Here is a 19,714-nt window from a genome sequence, read left to right on the forward strand (position 1 = left end):
CTATTTTATCGACAAATAATGATATTAATCAAAGAAAAAGTATACAATGTGATTACAATCGATGTATACGTAATATATTGTCAAAAATCATTATTTACTAGTTTAATTTTGAATAATAACTTTAAGTAAAATTTTATTATACCTTTAGTATATCACATAGTAAACCTATTAAAAGTAAAATTAAATAAACAAAAAAGTAAAAATAAAATGGACTTGCTGTTAGGAATATAAATTTAAAGAAATGATTAAAAAAAGTGGAATGGGGTATATTATCACTGTAGTAAGGAGGAAATACTATGAAAATTAAACTATGGAAAGAAATAGTCATAGTGTGCGTATCAACCTTATGTATTATTACAATGGTTACCATGAACGGATCACCAGCAAGTAGGGGGGAAGCTCTTGAAGAGGAAGCAGTAAATGCTTTAGTCATGAAGTCTGACGGTGTAAATATAGGTATTGTTGAAAACGAGGAAGCTGGAAACGAGGCAATTGAAATTATTAAACATATCTATGTTGGAAGTTCAGGCGTTGACAACATCAAGGATGTAGAAGTAAATAATGAAATATCCTATGAAGAAATCAAATGTGATAAAAAGGATATTTTAAATGAGGAGGAAATTTCTAATAAGATAATAGAATACAATGATAAAGGTGAGGAAAGTTTAGTTAGCTTTACAATACAAAAGGAAGCTGACGTAAAATCTATACCTGAAAATTTAAAAACTAATGATGAGGTAGCATTTAATACTTTGGGTAGTGGTAGTTCAGACCTATATAAGGAAGTTTTTCTTCATAGTTCTCTAAACACACCTATTAAAGGAGTATTAACATCTACTTTTGGTGAACAAAGAAGTGGATATAATCATAAGGGCATTGATTTAGCCGCAAATTCAGGAACTCCTATTGAAGCAGCCTTAGATGGAACTGTTTATTTTTCAGGAGTTGCAAATGGTTATGGTAATGTTGTAATGATTGATCATGGAGATAACACAGAGACAGTATATGCACACTGTAGTACATTAAAGGTATCTAATGGAGAAAGTGTAACAAAGGGCCAGATTATAGCTGAAGTCGGTAGTACAGGTGACAGCACAGGACCTCATTTACACTTTGAAATCAGAGTTAATGGAAGTCCAGTAGATCCGTTAAAGTATAACGGTTCAAGAGAATATTAAAAGATAAATTGGGCTTATGATAAAGTTCATTAAGCCCAATTTTAAAATATTAACAAAGTCAGATAAATAAAAACAAAGTGTTAAAATGAAATTTATTTATTGACTTTACTTTTTTTTAGTAATATACTTTGATTATCAAATTATTTGAAAATCAAACAAAAGGGGAAAATCGCGATGAAAACCTTAAGTCCTAATAGAAAAATTATAAATGAATTACTAGTGACATTATTTAATGATATTTTAGAAATCGAAGAGAAAGCCTTAAAGCAAGGTGAACTTAATGATTTATCAGTTACTGAAATACATACTATTGAAGCTATAGGAATGTATAAACCAAGAACAATGACAGAAGTAGCTAATGATTTAGGTATTACAGTTGGGACATTAACTACGGCTATAACTAAACTAGTGAAAAAAGGATATGTAGAAAGAACTAGAGGCGAGGAAGACAGAAGGGCTGTAATGATAGCTTTAACTCGTAAGGGAAAATTAGCTTATAGAATTCATGATAAATTTCATCAAGAGATGATAAGTGAAACTATAGGTGGATTATCAGAGGTCGAAGAAGAGGTATTAGTTAAGTCCTTAGATAAAATAAATAAATTCTTTATGGAAAAATATGATTTAAAAAGCAGATAAGGAGTTAAAAGAGTGAAGGGTTCAAGAATACTAGGGACTGGGGCATATATGCCAAGTAATGTGATGTCTAACAAAGCCATTGAAGCTCTTGTTGATACATCAGATGAGTGGATTAGAGAAAGAACTGGCATAGTAGAAAGAAGAATATCACAAGGTGAAACAACTTCAGATTTAGCGACAAAGGCAGCTATAGAGGCTTTAAAGGACAGTAATGTAACTGCCAAGGAAATAGACTTAATTATAGTTGCTACCGTAAGTGCTGATAGTATAATACCTTCAGCAGCTTGTAAGATTCAAAAGAATATCGGAGCTGATAATGCAATGGCGTTTGATATTAATGCAGCATGTAGTGGCTTTATCTTTGCATTAGATATGGCTAACAATTATATTGCAGCAGGAAGAGCAACAAAGGCTTTAGTTATTGGTGCAGAGGTTTTATCAAATATAACAGACTGGAAGGATAGAAATACTTGCGTGCTGTTTGGAGATGGAGCAGGTGCGGTTGTTTTAAGTGAGGATAAGGAGAAGCACATAAACTATGTTAACTGCAGGAGTGTCGGTGAAAAGTGGGAATCATTAACTTGCGAAGGATCACCTCTTAACAATCCATATGTAGACTGTGGAGATATTCATGATGGTAAGCTGAAAATGAATGGTAAGGACATTTATAAATTTGCAGTTAAAACTATGGATGAAGAATTTAATAGAATATTAAATGAAAGCAAATTAAAAAAAGAGAATATAGACTTTATTCTTCCGCATCAAGCAAATATGAGGATGTTAGAAAGTTTTTCAAAAAAGGTAGAAATACCTTTAGATAGATTTATCATTAATCTGCAACATGTAGGAAATACATCTGGAGCGAGTATTCCAGTGGCCTTAGATGAAGCAAATAAAGCTGGGATTTTATCTAGTGGAAGTAATCTTTTAATCATTGGCTTTGGTGGTGGATTAACTTACGGAAGCACTTTATTAAAATGGAATAAGTAATAAATTATATATTTAGGAGGAAGTTAAGATGGTATTAGAAAGAGTTAAAAATGTAGTAGCAAAACAATTAGGAGTAGAGGCAAGTGAGGTAAATATTACAGCTTCATTTACAGATGATTTAGGAATAGACTCATTAGAAATATTTGAAATAGTTATGAGCTTAGAAGAAGAGTTTGAGATAGAAATTCCAAATGAAGATATCGAAGACATTAAGAGTGTTGAAGATATAGCAAAATATATTGAAAGCAAAGTAAAGTAATAAGTTATAACTTGAAAATATAAGAGTTAAGGATTTAAGGGGTCAGATAGTTAACTATCTGACCTTAACCATAGGAGGTATATATGTTTAAATCGGATATATGTGAAGCTTTAGGAATTAAATATCCAATTATTCAAGGAGCTATGGCGTGGATAGCAGATAGTACATTAGCTAGTGCTGTGTCTAATGCTGGTGGACTTGGAATTATTGCAGCAGGTGGAAACACTCCAGAGAATGTTAGAGCTGAAATAAGAAGAGCAAAAGAGCTTACAGATAAGCCATTTGCAGTAAATATAATGCTTTTAAACAGTAATGCAGATGAGGTTGCAAAGATTGTATGTGAAGAAGGTGTTAAAGTAGTTACAACTGGAGCAGGAAGTCCTGGGAAATATATGGATATGTGGAAGTCACATGGAATAAAAGTAATTCCAGTAGTAGCGTCCGTTGCTTTGGCAAAAAGAATGGAAAGAAGCGGAGCAGACATGGTAATAGCAGAAGGATGCGAAGCCGGTGGACATATTGGAGAGCTTACAACAATGGCTCTTGTACCTCAGATAGTTGATGCAGTAAATATCCCTGTTATAGCAGCAGGAGGAATTGCTGATGAAAGAGGAATGATGGCAGCATTAGCTTTAGGGGCTAAAGGTTTCCAGGTTGGAACTAGATTTTTAGTTGCCAAGGAATGTACAGTTCATGAAAATTACAAGCAAAAAGTTATAGATGCAAAGGATATGGATTCTGTTGTAACAGGCAGAAGCACTGGGCATCCTGTAAGAGTTTTAAGAAATAGATTAACAAGAGAGTATATAAAGCTTGAAAAGGAAGGAAATTCACCAGAGAAATTAGAGTCAATGGGAATTGGAGCTCTTAGAAAAGCTGTTGTAGATGGAGATATAAACAACGGAAGTGTTATGGCTGGTCAAGTTGCGGCTTTAGTTAAAAAGCAGGAAAGCTGCGAAGAGATAATTAAGGACTTTGTTGAAAAGACAGAAAAGTTAGTCAAAGTTGTTGGAGAGTATTTTTAGGGAGTGATTTGAAAATGAAAAAGCTAGGATTTATTTTCCCAGGTCAAGGATGCCAGTATGTTGGAATGGGAAGAGAGTTATATGAGAACTTTGAAGAAGCAAGGATAACCTTTGATAAAGCAAATTCAATCTTAAAGAAGGATATTGCAGATCTTTGTTTTAACGGTCCTCTTGAAGAGCTAACTTCTACTGAAAATAATCAGGTGGCAATAGTTACTGTATCAATGGCTATTTTAGAAATCTTAAAATCTAAGGGAATAAATCCGTCAGCTATGGCTGGATTAAGTCTTGGAGAGTACTCAGCTTTAATTGGAAGTGGCGCTTTAAGTTTTGAGGATGGATTAAGTTTAGTTAGAAAAAGAGGACTTTTCATGAAGGAGGACAGTGATAAAAGCAAAGGTGCAATGGCTGCAGTAATAGGTGGAAGCATCGAGGACATTGAAGTTGTTTGTGAAGAGTTAAGAGAAAAGGGGATTATTGCAATTGCAAATTATAATTGCCCTAATCAAATTGTAATTTCAGGTGAAGAGCCTTTAATAGATGAAGCTATAGAAATGTTAAAGAGTAAAAAGGTAAAAAGATGCCTTAAGCTTACAGTAAGTGGTGCATTCCATACTAAGCTTATGGGAGAGGCATCAAAAAAGTTAAGAAAAGAGTTAGATGAAGTAAAAATAGAAAAAACAGATGTTGTTATACTCCCAAATGTTACAGGGGAAGTTCTAAGTGACTTTAGTAATTTAGCAGAGCTTTTAGAAAATCAGGTTAAATCTTCTGTTCAATGGCAAAAAACTATAGAGTCTATGCTGGATATGGGGATTGATGTCTTTATAGAGGTAGGACCGGGAAAATCATTAAGTGGATTTGTAAAGAAAATTAATAAGGACGCTAAAGTATTTAATGTTGAGGATATAGCCTCTTTAGAAAATACGATAAAGAATTTAAGTGAAAGTGCATAGGAGTGAATTAATATATGTTTAAGGGTAAGAATGTTGTTGTTACAGGGGCAAGCCGAGGAATAGGAAGAGCAATTGCTCTGGAATTTGGAAAGCGTGGAGCTAATGTAGCAATAAATTATGTAAGCAGTGAAAGTGAAGCACAGGCAGTGGCAGATGAGATTAAAGCTTTAGGTGGAGATGCCCTGCTAGTAAAAGGCGATGTGAGCTGCTTCGAGGATGGAAAAAGATTAATTGATGAAAGTATAAAAGAGTTTGGATCTGTAGATATACTTGTAAATAATGCAGGGATAACTAAAGATGGCTTACTAATGAGAATGAAAGAAGATAGCTTTGATAGAGTTTTAGATATAAATCTTAAGGGTGTTTATAATACCTGTAAAAATGTAATATCACATATGATTAAACAACGTGGTGGAAAGATAATAAACATTTCATCAGTTGTAGGAGTAATAGGGAATGCTGGTCAATCAAATTATGCGGCATCAAAAGCTGGAGTTATAGGGTTTACTAAATCTATAGCTAAAGAAGTAGCCAGTAGAGGAATAACGGTAAATGCAATTGCACCTGGATTTATTCAAAGTGATATGACAGAGGTGTTAAATGAGAATGTAAAAAAGGCGATGTTAGATGTAATTCCACTTCAAAGATTTGGAGCTGCAGAGGAGATTGCAAAGGTAGTAGCATTTTTAGCATCAGAAGATGGTGCATATATTACAGGGCAAGTTATAAACGTTGATGGCGGAATGGTTATGTAGTAATAGGAGGAAGTAACTAGTGAGTAAAAGAGTTGTAATAACAGGCATGGGAGCAGTAACTCCAATAGGAAATGACGTAGTGAGCTTTTGGAACGGAGTTAAAGCAAGTGAGTGTGGAATAGATTTTATAAAATCAATGGATACAGAAAAATTTAAAGTAAAGGTTGCAGCAGAAGTTAAGGGTTTTAATCCAGAAGTAGCTATAGATAAAAGAGAAGCTAGAAGAATGGATAAATACTGTCAGTATGCAATGGTGGCAACAGAAGAAGCTATAAAGGATTCTCAAATAGACTTAGAGACAATGGATAAATACAGACTTGGAGTATTAGTAAGTTCAGGGATTGGCGGTCTTGAGACTATGGAGAATGAACATAAAAGAATGATAACAAAGGATACAACAAAGGTTTCACCATTTCTAATACCTATGATGATTGAGAATATAGCCGGTGGAAATATTGCAATAAAGTATGGTGCTAAAGGACCGTGCATATCCGTTGTAACTGCATGCGCTACTGGAACTAACAGTATTGGAGAAGGCTTTGAAATGATAAAGGCTAATAGGGCAGACGTTATAATAGCTGGAGGAACAGAAGCATCTATAACTGGAATTGGAATGGCAGGTTTCACTTCATTAACGGCTTTAAGTAACAGCCAGGATCCTAAGAGAGCATCAACACCTTTTGATAAAAACAGAAGTGGATTTGTTATGGGTGAAGGTGCAGGAGTTATTATATTAGAAGATTTAGACCATGCAATAGCAAGAGGTGCAAAAATATATGCAGAGGTAGTTGGGTATGGAACTACTTGTGATGCATATCATATTACTTCTCCAAGCCCAGACGGAGAGGGAGCTGCAAGAGCAATGAAACAGGCTATTGATGAAGCAGGAATAGAATTAAATGAGGTATCTTACATCAATGCTCATGGAACGAGTACACCTTATAATGATAAGTTTGAAACAATAGCAATTAAGAATGTATTTGGTGAGAGAGCATATAACATACCAATAAGTTCTACTAAGTCAATGATAGGGCATTTGCTTGGAGCATCAGGATCAGTTGAGTCTATAGTTTGTATAAAAGCACTTCAAGAGGGTTTTATTCCAGCAACAATTGGATATGAAGAGAAGGATGAAGAGTGCGATTTAGATTATGTTCCTAACGTTGGAAGAAAAGCTGAGCTTAAATATGCTTTAACAAATTCACTAGGCTTTGGAGGCCATAATGCTACACTTTTATTTAAGAGATGGGAGGAATAATCCATGGATTATGCAGCTATAGAAAAACTAATAAAAATAGTTAATGAATCTAACCTTAGAGAACTTGAACTAGAGGAGCCAGGACTTAAGATAAGAATGAGCAAAAATGTTTATAGCGATAGAAGTGAGAAAGTTAAAGAGGTTAATACAATTAATGCACCAGTTGTTGCAAATGAGAGTGTAGTTACAAGTGAAGTAAAAAATCAAGTTAACATAATAGATAAAAAAGAAGAGGCAGTTACAATAGAAAAGAATTCATTAGAAGACTGTATTTTGGTTAAGTCACCTATGGTAGGAACATTTTATGCAGCACCAAGTGAGGGTGCAGAGCCTTTTGCAAAGGTTGGAGATAAGGTTTCTAAAGGGGATATCCTTTGTATAGTTGAAGCGATGAAGCTAATGAATGAAATTGAATGTGAAAATAATGGTGTTATAGCAGAAATATTAGTTTCAAATGGTGAAGTTGTTGAATATGGTCAGCCATTAATAGCTATAAGAAATAAGTAATAATTAAGGAGAGTTATTTATGGAGGATACATTAAAAACAGAGAAAACAATATCTTTAAATATAAAAGAAATTCAAGAAATAATACCTCACAGATATCCATTTTTATTTGTGGATTCAATAGAGAGTTTAGAACCATTAAAGAGAGCAGTAGGTTATAAAAATGTAACCATGAATGAGTACTTTTTCCAGGGACATTTTCCACAAGAGCCAGTGCTTCCAGGAGTAATAATAATTGAGGCATTAGCGCAGGTTGGAGCAATAGCATTATTATATGATGAAAAATTTAGAGGTAAAATTGCTTACTTTGGTGGAATTAAAAATGCTAGGTTTAGAGAAAAGGTTGTACCAGGTGATAGATTAAGGTTAGAAGTAGAAATTATCAAAATGAAGGGACCAATGGGAATTGGTCAAGCAACTGCTAAAGTTGGTGACAAGGTTGTTTGCCAAGCAGAGTTAACTTTTGCTGTAGGAGTATAAAGGTAAGGAAGGTAACTATATGTTTAAGAAAATATTAATTGCCAATAGAGGGGAAATAGCAGTTAGAATAATCAGAGCGTGTAGGGAAATGGGAATCAAAACTGTGGCAGTGTATGCAGAAGGCGATGAAGAAGGTCTACATGTTCAGCTTGCAGATGAAAGTATATGTATAGGCCCTAAAGCCTCTAAGGATAGTTATTTAAATGAAAATAGTATCCTTAGTGCAACAATTTTAAAAGAAGCAGAAGCTATACATCCAGGGTTCGGTTTTCTTTCTGAAAACAGCCGTTTTGCTAAAATGTGTGAAGAGTGCAATATAAAATTTATTGGACCAACTTCTGAGAATATAAGAGCAATGGGCGATAAATCAAGAGCAAAGCAGTTAATGGAGGCTGCGGGTGTACCAGTAGTTCCAGGGTCTAAGGGCTTGGTTAAAGATGAAGTTGAAGCAGTAAAAATTGCCAAGGAAATAGGCTACCCAGTGATGATAAAAGCATCAGCTGGAGGCGGTGGTAAAGGAATAAGAATTGTACATGATGAAAACAGCTTAATAAGAGAATTTGCAGCAGCTAAAAAAGAAGCTATGATTTCCTTTAAAAATGATGATATGTATATGGAGAAGTTTATTGAAAGGCCAAGACATATTGAAGTTCAACTTTTAGCTGATGAGCATGGAAATACGGTTTATCTTGGAGAGAGAGAGTGTTCAGTTCAAAGAAAAAATCAAAAGGTTCTTGAAGAAGCACCGTCTGCAGTTGTTGATGAAATATTAAGAGCGCGTATGGGTAGAATTGCTGTTGAAGCAGCAAAATCCATCGGCTATGTAGGTGTAGGAACTATTGAATTTTTAGTTGATAAGAACTTAGATTTTTACTTTATGGAGATGAATACAAGAATACAAGTTGAGCATCCGGTTACTGAAATGGTTACAGGAATAGATTTAATTAAAGAACAGATTAAAGTTGCAGCAGGTAATACATTAACCTTTTCACAAGAAGATGTTGAACTAAAAGGACATTCAATAGAGTGTAGAATTAATGCTGAGAATCCAATGAAGAATTTCATGCCTTGTCCTGGTGAAATAACAAGGTTACACATTCCAGGGGGAAATGGCATTAGGTTAGATTCAGCGGTTTATCAAAATTATGTAATTCCACATAGCTATGACTCAATGGTTGGAAAACTTATAGTTCATGCAAAAACTAGAGTAGAAGCCATAAATAAAATGAAGAGTGCTTTAAGTGAATTTATTATAGAAGGTGTAGAGACTAATATTGATCTTCAACTAGAGATTTTATCTAACAAAAAGTTTGTAAGTGGAGATTTTGATACAAGTTTCTTAGCAAGTGAGCTTGGATATTAAGTGTTTAGCTAACTTAAATGAGGGATAAATATGAAAGAGTTAAAGGCATTATTTAAAAAGAATGTTTATATAGAAGTAAAACCTGAAAGAATTGAGCAGATCAATAAACCTCAAATACCAGACGGTATGTGGGTTAAATGTCCTAATTGTGGGAAGATACTTTACAGAGGGGACTTAGAAAATAATTTAAAGATTTGTTTTTCTTGTGAAGGCCACTTTAGAATATCAGCAAAAGAAAGAATTAAACAGGTTGTTGATGAAGGAACTTTCAAGGAATTATTTTCAAATATAACCTCTACAAATCCATTAGATTTCCCGGGATATGAAGAAAAACTTCATGTTTCTAGACAAAAGCTGAATATAAATGAAGCTGTAGTAACAGGGGAAGGCAAAATTGAAGGCTATAACACTGTTATATGTGTTATGGACAGTAATTTTATGATGGGGAGCATGGGAAGCGCTGTTGGCGAAAAGCTTACAAGAGCTATTGAGTACTCAACAGAAAAGAGGCTTCCAATAATAATTTTCACATGTTCAGGTGGAGCAAGAATGCATGAAGGAATATTTTCATTAATGCAGATGGCAAAAACCTCATCAGCTTTAGCTTATCATAATGAACAAGGGCTTTTATATATTACTGTTTTAACAGACCCCACAACTGGGGGAGTTACGGCAAGCTTTGGAATGCTTGGAGATATAATTCTTGCAGAACCTAAGACCCTTATTGGATTTGCAGGAAGACGGGTTATTCAACAGACCATAGGCGAGGAGCTCCCAGAAGATTTTCAAAGGGCAGAGTTTCTATTGGAGAAGGGCTTTGTTGATAAAATAGTTCATAGAAAAGAAATGAAAAAGACTTTAGGAAAATTATTAGAACTCCATAGTATTTAGGAGTAAAGCAAGGAGGTGTAGTAAATGGGTGAAAGAAATACTGCATGGGATAAGGTAACTATATCTAGAAATACTAAGAGGCCTAGAGCGTTAGAATATATAAACAGCATCTTTGAAGATTTTATAGAACTTAAGGGTGATAGATATTTTGGAGAAGATGGAGCAATAGTTGGTGGGATTGCTAAGTTTAATAAAAGAAGTGTAACTGTTATAGGAATTCAAAAGGGAAAGTCAACAAAGGAAAATGTAGATAGAAACTTTGGAATGCCAAAGCCAGAGGGATATAGAAAAGCATTAAGGTTAATGAAGCAGGCTGAAAAGTTTAAAAGACCGGTTATTATATTTGTAGATACTCCAGGAGCTTTCTGTGGTATGGAATCAGAAGAGAGAGGTATTGGAGAAGCAATAGCTAAAAATCTAATGGCCATGAGTAATTTAAAGACACCAATTATATCGATGCTTATTGGAGAGGGTGGAAGTGGTGGAGCTTTAGCTTTAGCAGTAGCAGACGAAGTTTGGATGCTAGAAAACTCCATTTACTCTGTATTATCACCTGAAGGATTTGCATCTATATTATACAGAGATGCCTCTAAGTCAAAGGAAGCTGCAGAAAGGATGAAGATTACTGCAGAACATTTATTACAATTTGGAATTATAGATAGAATTATTAAAGAACCAGCAGGTGGTGCTCAAGAGGATTTTGACAGCATGATATACCGTATATCTGTTAACTTAAGAGAGGCAATTGAAAGATTTGAAAAAGAATCAATAGATTCACTGCTTACAAAGCGTTATTATAAGTTTAGAAAACTAGGTAGATTTATTGAGAATTAAAATAATAAACCTGAAATGAGATTAATTAAATTGAATATACTGTAATTTGTTTAAAAATATAGTAAAATTGTAGTATATATAATAAATTTAATTGATCTTATTTTTTATGAGTTATTTTATTTTAAGTTGTGTAAATAAGTTATAAGTAAAACTTAAGGGGGTATGTAGTATGAAAGAAGATTTAATACTTATGGTTGATTCGGGAAGTGACTTACCTATAAGTTTTGTGGAGCAGCCAAATGTAATGGGATTATCATTAAATTGTAATATCGAAGGAAAAACAGTTGAGGATTACTTTGGGCAGACTCTTGATCTGAAATGGTTTTACGACAATATGAGGAATGGACAAATATATACAACATCACAAGTAAACACATATAAATTTGAGGAAGCATTTGAAAAGCTGATTTTAGATGGGAAATCAGTTATATATTTAGGTTTATCATCAGGGCTTTCAGGCACAGTAAATAATGCATTTATGGCTATTAATAATTTAAAAGAAAAGTACCCAAATTGTGATATTACAGTCATAGATACATTATCGGCAAGTATGGGAATTGGCTTCTTGGCTATACAGGCTTATGAAATGATGAAGGCAGATAAAACTAAAGATGAAATAGTTAATTATATAGAGAATGTGAAGTTGAAGGTTAATCATTATTTTACAGTAGATGATTTACATCATTTAAAAAAAGGCGGACGTGTTTCAAGTACAGCTGCTACTGTTGGAACTTTGCTGGATATAAAGCCTATTCTTCATGTTGATAATGAGGGGAAACTAATACCGTTATATAAAGCTAGGGGAAGGAAGAAATCTATTCATGAGCTTGCTAAAAATTTTATTGAAAAATCTAGTGATGAGATGCAGCTCATAACAATTTCTCATGGCGATTGCTATGAAGAAGCTAGGTATTTAGAGGAGCTATGCCGTAAAAAGGGGAATGTAAAACAGTGTGAGATAAATATTTTAGGGCCTACAATTGGAAGTCATACTGGTGCTGGTGTTTTAGCTTTGTTCTTTGAAAGTAATAAACGATAGTAGGTATGAGATTTTTGACACATTAAATTCAGATAATCAGTATAATAAGTATATAAATAGGTTGTTGTAGTATTTAAAAGAGACTAGTTAAGTACTATGACATAGTATTTAAGCAGGGAGGTTTTTATCGTGAAAAATAAAATGTTTTGTAAACTAAAAAACAGCAAAAGAAGAACCCTACTTAAAAATAATATATTACGAAATAAAAGATATACTTATAATAGAGAAGCTGCCGTAGCATATGCACAGACTTATGCAGAGGTATCAAATACTAAAGAATATCCACTTTACAAAGGAAATGATTGTACTAATTTCGTATGTCAGGCTTTGGTTGCAGGTGGAATGGCCATGGTAGGTTCAGATTATGAGAAAGCAACGGCCTGGTTTTGTTATACAAAAGAGCCTTCCACATTGAAAAAATGCTCTTTAACTTGGAGAAGTGCAGAATATTTTAGGAAGTATTGGGGATATAATGAAGATAGTGGTAGTTATATTGTAAAGGAGTATAAGGAGTTTACGGTTGAAGAGGCTATTGATAAATTTGATGAATTATATGAGTATTTAATACCAGGGGATGTTATACAGTATGCTGGTAAAGATAAAAAGCCTTATCATACACAAATTGTAACATCCAAAGAATTTAATATAGCTACCGATAAGCACGATATTTTTGGAGCACAACATAGTGCAAATAGAAAACATGTTTCTCTCCATCAATATTGGAGAATGATAAAGAATGGAAAAGGACAATATATTTATATTTATCACTTTTAAAAGCTATAAATCTATAATAAATTTATAAACATAAAATAAATTTAATAAATTAGAATAAGTGATATAATAGTATATAATGCCACTTTAGATTTGTTTAGATGAATTGAGTAATTAACAAAGTAAATATAAACTCTGTGAAAGTTAAATGTTCTAAATTAAAGATTTGGTGGATAGCCTTTAGAGGTTCACTTTATTAAACAAATTTATAAGGTGTTTATAAGTTATTGATTTATATATTTTAATCGGAGGTAGGATATGAATAAATTAAATAGAAATGATGCTTGCTGGTGTGGAAGCGGACTTAAATATAAGAAATGTCATATGGATCAAGATCTGTATTTAGAAAAGTTAAGTCATCAAGTAGGTTATGAAATACCAAGGGATATTATTAAATCTTCAGAAGATATTGAAGGAATTAGGAAGGCATCAGCACTTACAAGAGAGATCTTGGATATGGTAGAGGAAAAAATTTGTGCAGGAATATCTACAGAGGAAGTAAATAAATGGGTTCATGAATATACTGTAGCTAAAGGGGCATATCCAGCGCCACTTGGTTATCATGGATATCCTAAGAGTACTTGTGTTTCACTAAATGATGTTGTATGTCATGGTATACCAAATGAAAATACAATAATCAAGGATGGTGATATAGTAAATGTAGATGTTACTTGCATTTTAGATGGATATTATGGTGATTCAAATAGAACCTTTATGATAGGAAGTGTAAGTGATAAAGCAAGAGATTTAGTTGAAACGGCCAAGGAGTGTCTAAGGAGGGGAATTGAAGAAGTTAAGCCCTTCAATACTTTGGGAGACATTGGTTTTGTTATCAATGAATATGCTACAAGCAAAGGTTACTCCGTAGTATATGACTTTGGAGGACATGGAATAGGAAATGAGTTCCATGAAGATCCATTCGTTCCACACATAGGAGAACGAGGAGAAGGAATGATTCTGCTTCCAGGAATGACGTTTACTATTGAACCTATGATAAATGAAGGTGTACCAGAAGTTGAAATATGGGAAGATGAATGGACAGCTGTTACTGCTGATGGAAAATTATCAGCTCAGTGGGAGCATACAATTCTTGTAACTGAAAATGGATATGAGATTTTGACATAAAAAAATAATATCTCTTAGGAGATATTATTTTTTTTGCTTAATTTAACAACAAGACCTGTAAAAAATATGCATTACATACCATAAAATTACAAACTATGGTATAATATTATATCTAATATATAAAAATTAATGGGGTTAATTTTTATTACTTAGTATTTTATTATTTGTATAGGTGGTATTACTATGAGAATAATTAACGGGAAGTATAGAATAGATAAACTGATTAGCAACAGCAGATCTTATTCTATGTATGAAGCTATAGATATTACGAAAAATAAAAGAAAAGTAAATATTTATATACTGAATTCTATTCATGTTGAGAAAACTCTCTTAGAAATGTATATTAAAGAGTTTGAGAAAACAAGTTTATTAAGTGATTCATATATAAACATACTTGAATTTGGTTCTACAGTAAATTCGAGTAGTAAAGAAAAAAAGGTAGAGTATTTTTATGCTACAGAATCAATAAGTGATTATAAATCTTTAATGGATATGATAGATGAAATTAGTGTAGAAGTATTATTGGATATATTTGTAAAAATATGTAAGTTGGCTCAAGAACAATGTTACAGTTATATTAAGACAATGCCATTTAGTTTAGAAAGCATATATGTTTCAAGCGATAATAGAGTTAAGATGAAGGATAAGATAACAGCGCTTCTAGACTGTAGGGAGCTTGGTATATATATACATTATGATTCAAATGATAATTATAAGGACTCTGTTTTTAGTAATAACAAAGCTAACAATGAAAAATATTATGTTGAGAAATTAAGGGAAATACTTATTAGTATGGTTCTTCAAAATAAGGGGGTAAAGATATACGGTAAAATTCAACATGACATTGATGAGAATCTTAATGGTGAAAAAAGGCATGAATATTTACAGTTAATTGGAGATAAAATGAGTACTCTTATTTATAATCTGCATGACAATAATATTGAAAAGGGAAAAGGTAAAATTTTAAATATTATTGATGAGATAAATAAGATTTTTAATACAACATACAATTATATAAGTCGTAAAAAGGAAAAATTGAATTTTAATACCCCATTAATAGGAAGGAATGAAGAAGTTTCAAATATTATAAAATCTATAAATGAAGGCATGAAAGAAAAAATTAATGGAAGTGTTATTCTTATACATGGTGAAATTGGAATAGGTAAAACTAGGTTAATTACACATGTTAAGCATTTAATTGATGTTAATTATAAAAATATATTAAAGTGTTTCTACGTTGCTGATTATGGCAGTAGTTTTGCCATAAGTAATTTATTAAAGCAAGTAGTTGCAAGTGCAGATAAAGGCCTTCTAAATAAATATAAAAAAGAATTATCAATGGTTATACCAGAAATATATGGAGAGGAAACCATTGATACTTATGGAGATATAGAATTAAAGATGAAAAGCAATGTGGCTTTAATGGCAAAAATATCTTTATTTTTGTTAGAGTATTATTCAGAAAAGCCAGGTGTGATTATTTTTGATAATGTTCATATGTATGATAATTTTACATTAGGAATCATTCAATACGTTTTAAGCAGGGTGATGGAGGCTAGAAATATTTCTGTGATTATTTCTTATAGGGACGGGGATTGCCTTGGAAATTATGATTTTACAGAAATGCTGACTAAAATAAACTCAAAGGTAGATTTGGAAATTCATTTGACTCCATTAAATGAAGATATGACTTCAAGGATTTTAAAAAATGTACTTAATGTAGATAGAATTTCAGAAAGTTTTACAGATTTAATATATAGACATTCTATGGGAAATCCACTTTTAGTTGAGGAAGGTATTAAGTATCTTAGAGATAAAAAGGTTGTATATATAGATGAAACTGATGGGATGTGGAAAAAGATATCTAATCATGAAATATATATGTCAACGGATATGGAAGAGGTTTGCAGAAATCAGCTTTTAGGATTAAAGAAAGAGTATTTAGAGATACTTTACGATATGTCATATTTTTATATGCCTGTAAGTCTATCTATAATAGTTGAGTTTTTAAACCCATTAAGGGATAACTTAAAGGATAGTTTAGCATATTTAATCGCAAAAGGAATTTTATCTAGAACACAAAATCATCAAGGGACTAAGTATACCTTTTATAATAAGTTTCTAAAGAACTATTTATATAGGAGTATAGATGAAAAAGTAAGATTTGAAAAGCATGTGAAAATTGCACAGATTTTAATGAGTTATAATAAAAAAGTACAAGGTGAGTATATAGATGAAATAATATATAACTTGGAAAAAGTAAAAGATAAGAGGATTTTAGAGTTTTATAAGTCAAGAGAGAAGGAGCTTGAAAGCTTAAATAAAATTGAAGAGTCAATAAAGTTCAATTTTAAAATATTGAATTTTATACAGGAAAATAAAGATTCTGCAAAGCTAAGGAAAGAAGAAATTGCAGTTAATATGAGACTTGGTGAACTCTATAATAAAGTGGCTGAAAAAAAGACAAGTATTGATTACTATTTATACGCAAAGAATTTATGTAATAAGGAGAAATACATAAACGAGTATATAGATATTTTAAGAGAAATTTTATTTTTATCTATTGATTTAGGATATGAAAAATATGTTACTAAGTACTTGAAAGAAATGAGAGCTGCTGTAGAAAAGTCTGATTATAGAATTGGTAAGATTAAATATTTATTAATTATTATTTGGCGTAAATATAATAAGCAGGAGTATGAAAAAGTAAAAGAATTATGTAATTATGGAATAAGTTTATGTGAAGAAGAGGATGAAGAATATAGACTGGCCTTTATGAATTATTATATTGATGTTTTAATTGCAGAAGGAAATGAAGTAGAGGGATTAGAGCTTTTAAAGCCAATGGTAGAAAAATGTGAAAAGCTAAACTTTACAAAAAGGTTATGCAGAATAACGAATAGTATGGGGGTACTATATAGTGATTACCTGCAGCTTGAAGAAGAAGCTTTAGAATGGTTTGAAAAGTCTAATACAATAGGTATGGCAAGTGATGATGATTCTTACAAGGTAAATTCTTTGTCTAATTTAGGATTTGTTCATTATATAATGCTAAATTATAGTAAAGCATATGAATATTTTAATGCTTCCTCAAACCATGCAATGGAAAGTGAAGTATTGGGAGCTAATTTTTATAATTTCTCTTATATTGGTACAATACTTTATAAAATAGGAAAATATAATGAAAGTTATAAATATGTAAAATTATGCAAACATTATATAGATAAAGATTATATGAAATATTGGCAAGAAGCAGGTCCATATTGTATTTTCATGTATTTAATTTCTGATTTGGTTGGGAATAAAGAAGAGGGTAAGAAATACTTAGAGCAAGGGTTTGAAATCTTAGGTGATTCTAAATCCATTATGGGGTATGAAATTTCACTTCTTTATAATATTTATCGCTTATGCTACGAAAGAAGTAAATCTGATATTTCTTACGTAATTAATTCAGCTGAAAAAATACTTTATTTAGATTTTAGAATATCAATGTTGTGCTATTGTATTAATAAGCTTATATATCTTGGTTTTGAAGAAGATGCCATTGAGATTTATAAATATATTATAAAGTATAGAGAGTTAATAAAATCAGATATAAATAAGGTTGAGATTGAATATTTAGGGGTAGTTTTAAGACAAGGAATTAGTTATAAAAAGTTAGTTGATAGCTTGGAAGTTTTAAAAGATAAAAATTTGATTTTATCTTGGAAGATAAACTTTCAGTTGGCGAAGGGGTACTATGGAGAAGAAAATTATACTTACGCAGCAGAATATATATATGAATGTTGTGGTTTAATAATTAACACTTTAGAAGGTATGCCCAATAATGAAGTAGGAAAATATATAAAAATAAATCCAGATGTAATTCAAGCCTTTGAACTATTAATGAAGGTTAGACAGCATTATGGAGCAGCTAAAGCAAGTTCATATATAGAGGTTAATATATCTAAGGTAAAAAATATAGTTTTATATTTAAAGGGTATAATGAAGCCTAATATAGTTAATGCAACTTTTCTAAAAGAATTAAAGAAACAAAATAAGGATAAATTTGAAGAGTTAGATACAATAGATAACATGATTGGTAAGCTAAGTGGTGATATAAATGAAAATTTAAATACTATATGCAAATATATAAATTTAATATCTGTTGCTAACAGAGCTACTATTTTATTAGAAAATGAAGGGAAAATAAAGATTTCAGCATCTACTGATGAAAATATAGTTTTACCAGATGACTTATCTTTAATAAATATGGTTAGAAGTAAGAAGAAGCCATTAATTTCAAAGGACAAAAGAATTGTTGGTGATAGTGGTGAAGTGCTTAGCTATGATATAGATAATAATAATAAAACCACTATGTGCATTCCTATTACCCAGATTTTAAAAAGTGGACGAGTAACCAATAGTCACGAATATACAAATGAGTTAGTTGGGTATATTTATGTTGAGAGTACTAAGCGAATAAACAATATTAATATCAATACCATGAAAAAATGCTCTAATATTTCAAGAATATTATACATGATTATAGATAGAGAGAACATTAGAAGGAGTTCAAGTATTGATAATCTAACAAGTGCATTAATGAGAAAGCACTTAGAGTTATTTATTCAAGAGCAAATAGAGAAATCCTATACCTATGGAACTGAATTTTCTATAATAATGCTTGATATTGATAAATTTAAAGAAATTAATGATAATTATGGGCATAGAATGGGAGATAAGGTTTTAAGCAAACTATGTAAAACTGTATTAAATAACATACGTAAAAGTGATGTTATTGGAAGATATGGTGGTGAAGAATTCATTATTGTACTTCCTGACATCGGGGTAAATGATGCAGAGATTATAGCTGAAAGAATTAGAAATAAAATAATAGAAGAAAAGCTTATGGGTGATAAGCGTGAAGTTACTGTAAGTATGGGGGTTGCAAATTACCCGAAACATGCAACAACCTATGATGAACTGATTGAAAAATCAGATCAGGCTTTATATGAGGCTAAAAATGGGGGTAGAAATAGAACAAAGGTATGGAATGAATCATTTGGTTACAAGATAAGTACTACAAATAGGTTAAGTGGTATCTTTGTTGGAAATGGTGATCAGGATTATAAGAATGTATCTATAGTAATGGAATTTATTGACCTAATGAATGATGATACTCCAATAAAGGATAAGGTTGTAAATGCAATAAATCGTATATCAGAAATTACTGAAGCAGATAGTTGTATTTTATATATTATTAACAATAACGAAATAGTTACTCAATATTGCAAGATAAGTGAAAAATGTGGGGACATTGATGAAGAGTATAATATTTCCGTTGTGAAATCAGCAATAAAGTCAAAGGAAAATATTTGTGGAATTGATTGGAATTGTATTAATCAATTAAATAAATCTATGGCAATTCCTGATATTAAGTCTAATATGGTTGTATTGTTAAGAAATAAAAAAGATATTATTGGAGCCATTCATCTTTCATCCTCAATAAATCATAAGGAATTTAATTATGATCAATTAAATTATATTAATACTTTAGCTAAAATAATGGTCCCAATGTTAGAGGAGATTTAGAAGGTAAAGTAGAATAACTAAATTAAAGTAAATTATAGAGAGTTAATGCTATATGTACTTAGTGTTAACTCT

General features: G+C 31.6%; 17 protein-coding genes. All 17 read left to right on the plus strand.

Annotation, left to right across the window (positions count from 1 at the left end; genetic code table 11):
* Positions 1-296 precede the first annotated feature (296 nt).
* Positions 297-1,178: a M23 family metallopeptidase gene (locus BN1075_RS20480; RefSeq protein ID WP_052406321.1), complete on the plus strand. Its 882-nt coding sequence runs from the start codon at positions 297-299 to the stop codon at positions 1,176-1,178.
* A 174-nt stretch (positions 1,179-1,352) separates the two neighbouring features.
* On the plus strand, positions 1,353-1,817 hold the full coding sequence (locus BN1075_RS00870) for a MarR family winged helix-turn-helix transcriptional regulator (protein ID WP_040191130.1): 465 nt from the start codon (positions 1,353-1,355) through the stop codon (positions 1,815-1,817).
* Positions 1,818-1,829: 12 nt separating this feature from the next.
* Positions 1,830-2,807, plus strand: coding sequence for a beta-ketoacyl-ACP synthase III (locus BN1075_RS00875; protein WP_040191131.1), 978 nt, complete (start codon positions 1,830-1,832; stop codon positions 2,805-2,807).
* Positions 2,808-2,835: 28 nt separating this feature from the next.
* Entirely contained in the window at positions 2,836-3,066 is a 231-nt protein-coding gene (acpP, locus tag BN1075_RS00880; protein WP_040191133.1) for an acyl carrier protein, read from the plus strand.
* 83 nt (positions 3,067-3,149) lie between these two features.
* Positions 3,150-4,091, plus strand: a complete 942-nt coding sequence (gene fabK / locus BN1075_RS00885; RefSeq protein ID WP_040191134.1) for an enoyl-[acyl-carrier-protein] reductase FabK — start codon at positions 3,150-3,152, stop codon at positions 4,089-4,091.
* A gap of 14 nt (positions 4,092-4,105) precedes the next feature.
* Positions 4,106-5,047 carry an ACP S-malonyltransferase gene (gene fabD / locus BN1075_RS00890; protein ID WP_040191135.1) on the plus strand — a complete coding sequence of 314 codons (942 nt, stop codon included), beginning with the start codon at positions 4,106-4,108 and terminating at the stop codon, positions 5,045-5,047.
* 14 nt (positions 5,048-5,061) lie between these two features.
* Positions 5,062-5,802 carry a 3-oxoacyl-[acyl-carrier-protein] reductase gene (gene fabG, locus BN1075_RS00895; protein WP_040191136.1) on the plus strand — a complete coding sequence of 247 codons (741 nt, stop codon included), beginning with the start codon at positions 5,062-5,064 and terminating at the stop codon, positions 5,800-5,802.
* Between the two features lie 19 nt (positions 5,803-5,821).
* Entirely contained in the window at positions 5,822-7,060 is a 1,239-nt protein-coding gene (fabF, locus tag BN1075_RS00900) for a beta-ketoacyl-ACP synthase II (protein WP_040191137.1), read from the plus strand.
* Positions 7,061-7,063: 3 nt separating this feature from the next.
* Positions 7,064-7,567: an acetyl-CoA carboxylase biotin carboxyl carrier protein gene (accB, locus tag BN1075_RS00905; RefSeq protein ID WP_040191139.1), complete on the plus strand. Its 504-nt coding sequence runs from the start codon at positions 7,064-7,066 to the stop codon at positions 7,565-7,567.
* A 19-nt stretch (positions 7,568-7,586) separates the two neighbouring features.
* Positions 7,587-8,045: a 3-hydroxyacyl-ACP dehydratase FabZ gene (gene fabZ, locus BN1075_RS00910; RefSeq protein ID WP_042386775.1), complete on the plus strand. Its 459-nt coding sequence runs from the start codon at positions 7,587-7,589 to the stop codon at positions 8,043-8,045.
* A gap of 19 nt (positions 8,046-8,064) precedes the next feature.
* Positions 8,065-9,408, plus strand: coding sequence for an acetyl-CoA carboxylase biotin carboxylase subunit (locus tag BN1075_RS00915; RefSeq protein WP_040191140.1), 1,344 nt, complete (start codon positions 8,065-8,067; stop codon positions 9,406-9,408).
* Between the two features lie 30 nt (positions 9,409-9,438).
* Entirely contained in the window at positions 9,439-10,299 is an 861-nt protein-coding gene (gene accD / locus BN1075_RS00920; RefSeq protein ID WP_040191141.1) for an acetyl-CoA carboxylase, carboxyltransferase subunit beta, read from the plus strand.
* A gap of 24 nt (positions 10,300-10,323) precedes the next feature.
* A complete protein-coding gene (locus BN1075_RS00925) occupies positions 10,324-11,133 on the plus strand; it encodes an acetyl-CoA carboxylase carboxyltransferase subunit alpha (protein ID WP_040191142.1) in 810 nt (269 codons plus the stop codon).
* Positions 11,134-11,302: 169 nt separating this feature from the next.
* Positions 11,303-12,172 carry a DegV family protein gene (locus BN1075_RS00930; protein WP_040191143.1) on the plus strand — a complete coding sequence of 290 codons (870 nt, stop codon included), beginning with the start codon at positions 11,303-11,305 and terminating at the stop codon, positions 12,170-12,172.
* Positions 12,173-12,301: 129 nt separating this feature from the next.
* Positions 12,302-12,946 (plus strand): amidase domain-containing protein, encoded by a 645-nt coding sequence (locus tag BN1075_RS00935; protein WP_235777734.1) that lies wholly within the window; start codon positions 12,302-12,304, stop codon positions 12,944-12,946.
* Between the two features lie 255 nt (positions 12,947-13,201).
* The gene (gene map, locus BN1075_RS00940) at positions 13,202-14,068 is read left to right on the plus strand and encodes a type I methionyl aminopeptidase (protein WP_040191145.1); all 867 of its coding nucleotides are present in this window, start codon (positions 13,202-13,204) and stop codon (positions 14,066-14,068) included.
* Positions 14,069-14,251: 183 nt separating this feature from the next.
* On the plus strand, positions 14,252-19,642 hold the full coding sequence (locus BN1075_RS00945) for a diguanylate cyclase (protein WP_040191146.1): 5,391 nt from the start codon (positions 14,252-14,254) through the stop codon (positions 19,640-19,642).
* Positions 19,643-19,714 lie beyond the last annotated feature (72 nt).

It is taken from the genome of Clostridium culturomicium (assembly GCF_000821305.1).
GTDB classification, from domain to species: Bacteria; Bacillota; Clostridia; order Clostridiales; family Clostridiaceae; genus Clostridium_J; species Clostridium_J culturomicium.

Excerpts from the sequence above, each read along its gene's own strand:
- BN1075_RS20480 (WP_052406321.1), top strand. The coding sequence starts at position 297 with ATGAAAATTAAACTATGGAAAGAAATAGTCATAGTGTGCGTATCAACC.
- BN1075_RS00870 (WP_040191130.1), top strand. The coding sequence starts at position 1,353 with ATGAAAACCTTAAGTCCTAATAGAAAAATTATAAATGAATTACTAGTG.
- acpP (WP_040191133.1), top strand. The coding sequence starts at position 2,836 with ATGGTATTAGAAAGAGTTAAAAATGTAGTAGCAAAACAATTAGGAGTA.
- fabK (WP_040191134.1), top strand. The coding sequence starts at position 3,150 with ATGTTTAAATCGGATATATGTGAAGCTTTAGGAATTAAATATCCAATT.
- fabD (WP_040191135.1), top strand. The coding sequence starts at position 4,106 with ATGAAAAAGCTAGGATTTATTTTCCCAGGTCAAGGATGCCAGTATGTT.
- fabG (WP_040191136.1), top strand. The coding sequence starts at position 5,062 with ATGTTTAAGGGTAAGAATGTTGTTGTTACAGGGGCAAGCCGAGGAATA.
- accB (WP_040191139.1), top strand. The coding sequence starts at position 7,064 with ATGGATTATGCAGCTATAGAAAAACTAATAAAAATAGTTAATGAATCT.
- fabZ (WP_042386775.1), top strand. The coding sequence starts at position 7,587 with ATGGAGGATACATTAAAAACAGAGAAAACAATATCTTTAAATATAAAA.
- BN1075_RS00915 (WP_040191140.1), top strand. The coding sequence starts at position 8,065 with ATGTTTAAGAAAATATTAATTGCCAATAGAGGGGAAATAGCAGTTAGA.
- accD (WP_040191141.1), top strand. The coding sequence starts at position 9,439 with ATGAAAGAGTTAAAGGCATTATTTAAAAAGAATGTTTATATAGAAGTA.
- BN1075_RS00925 (WP_040191142.1), top strand. The coding sequence starts at position 10,324 with ATGGGTGAAAGAAATACTGCATGGGATAAGGTAACTATATCTAGAAAT.
- BN1075_RS00930 (WP_040191143.1), top strand. The coding sequence starts at position 11,303 with ATGAAAGAAGATTTAATACTTATGGTTGATTCGGGAAGTGACTTACCT.
- map (WP_040191145.1), top strand. The coding sequence starts at position 13,202 with ATGAATAAATTAAATAGAAATGATGCTTGCTGGTGTGGAAGCGGACTT.
- BN1075_RS00945 (WP_040191146.1), top strand. The coding sequence starts at position 14,252 with ATGAGAATAATTAACGGGAAGTATAGAATAGATAAACTGATTAGCAAC.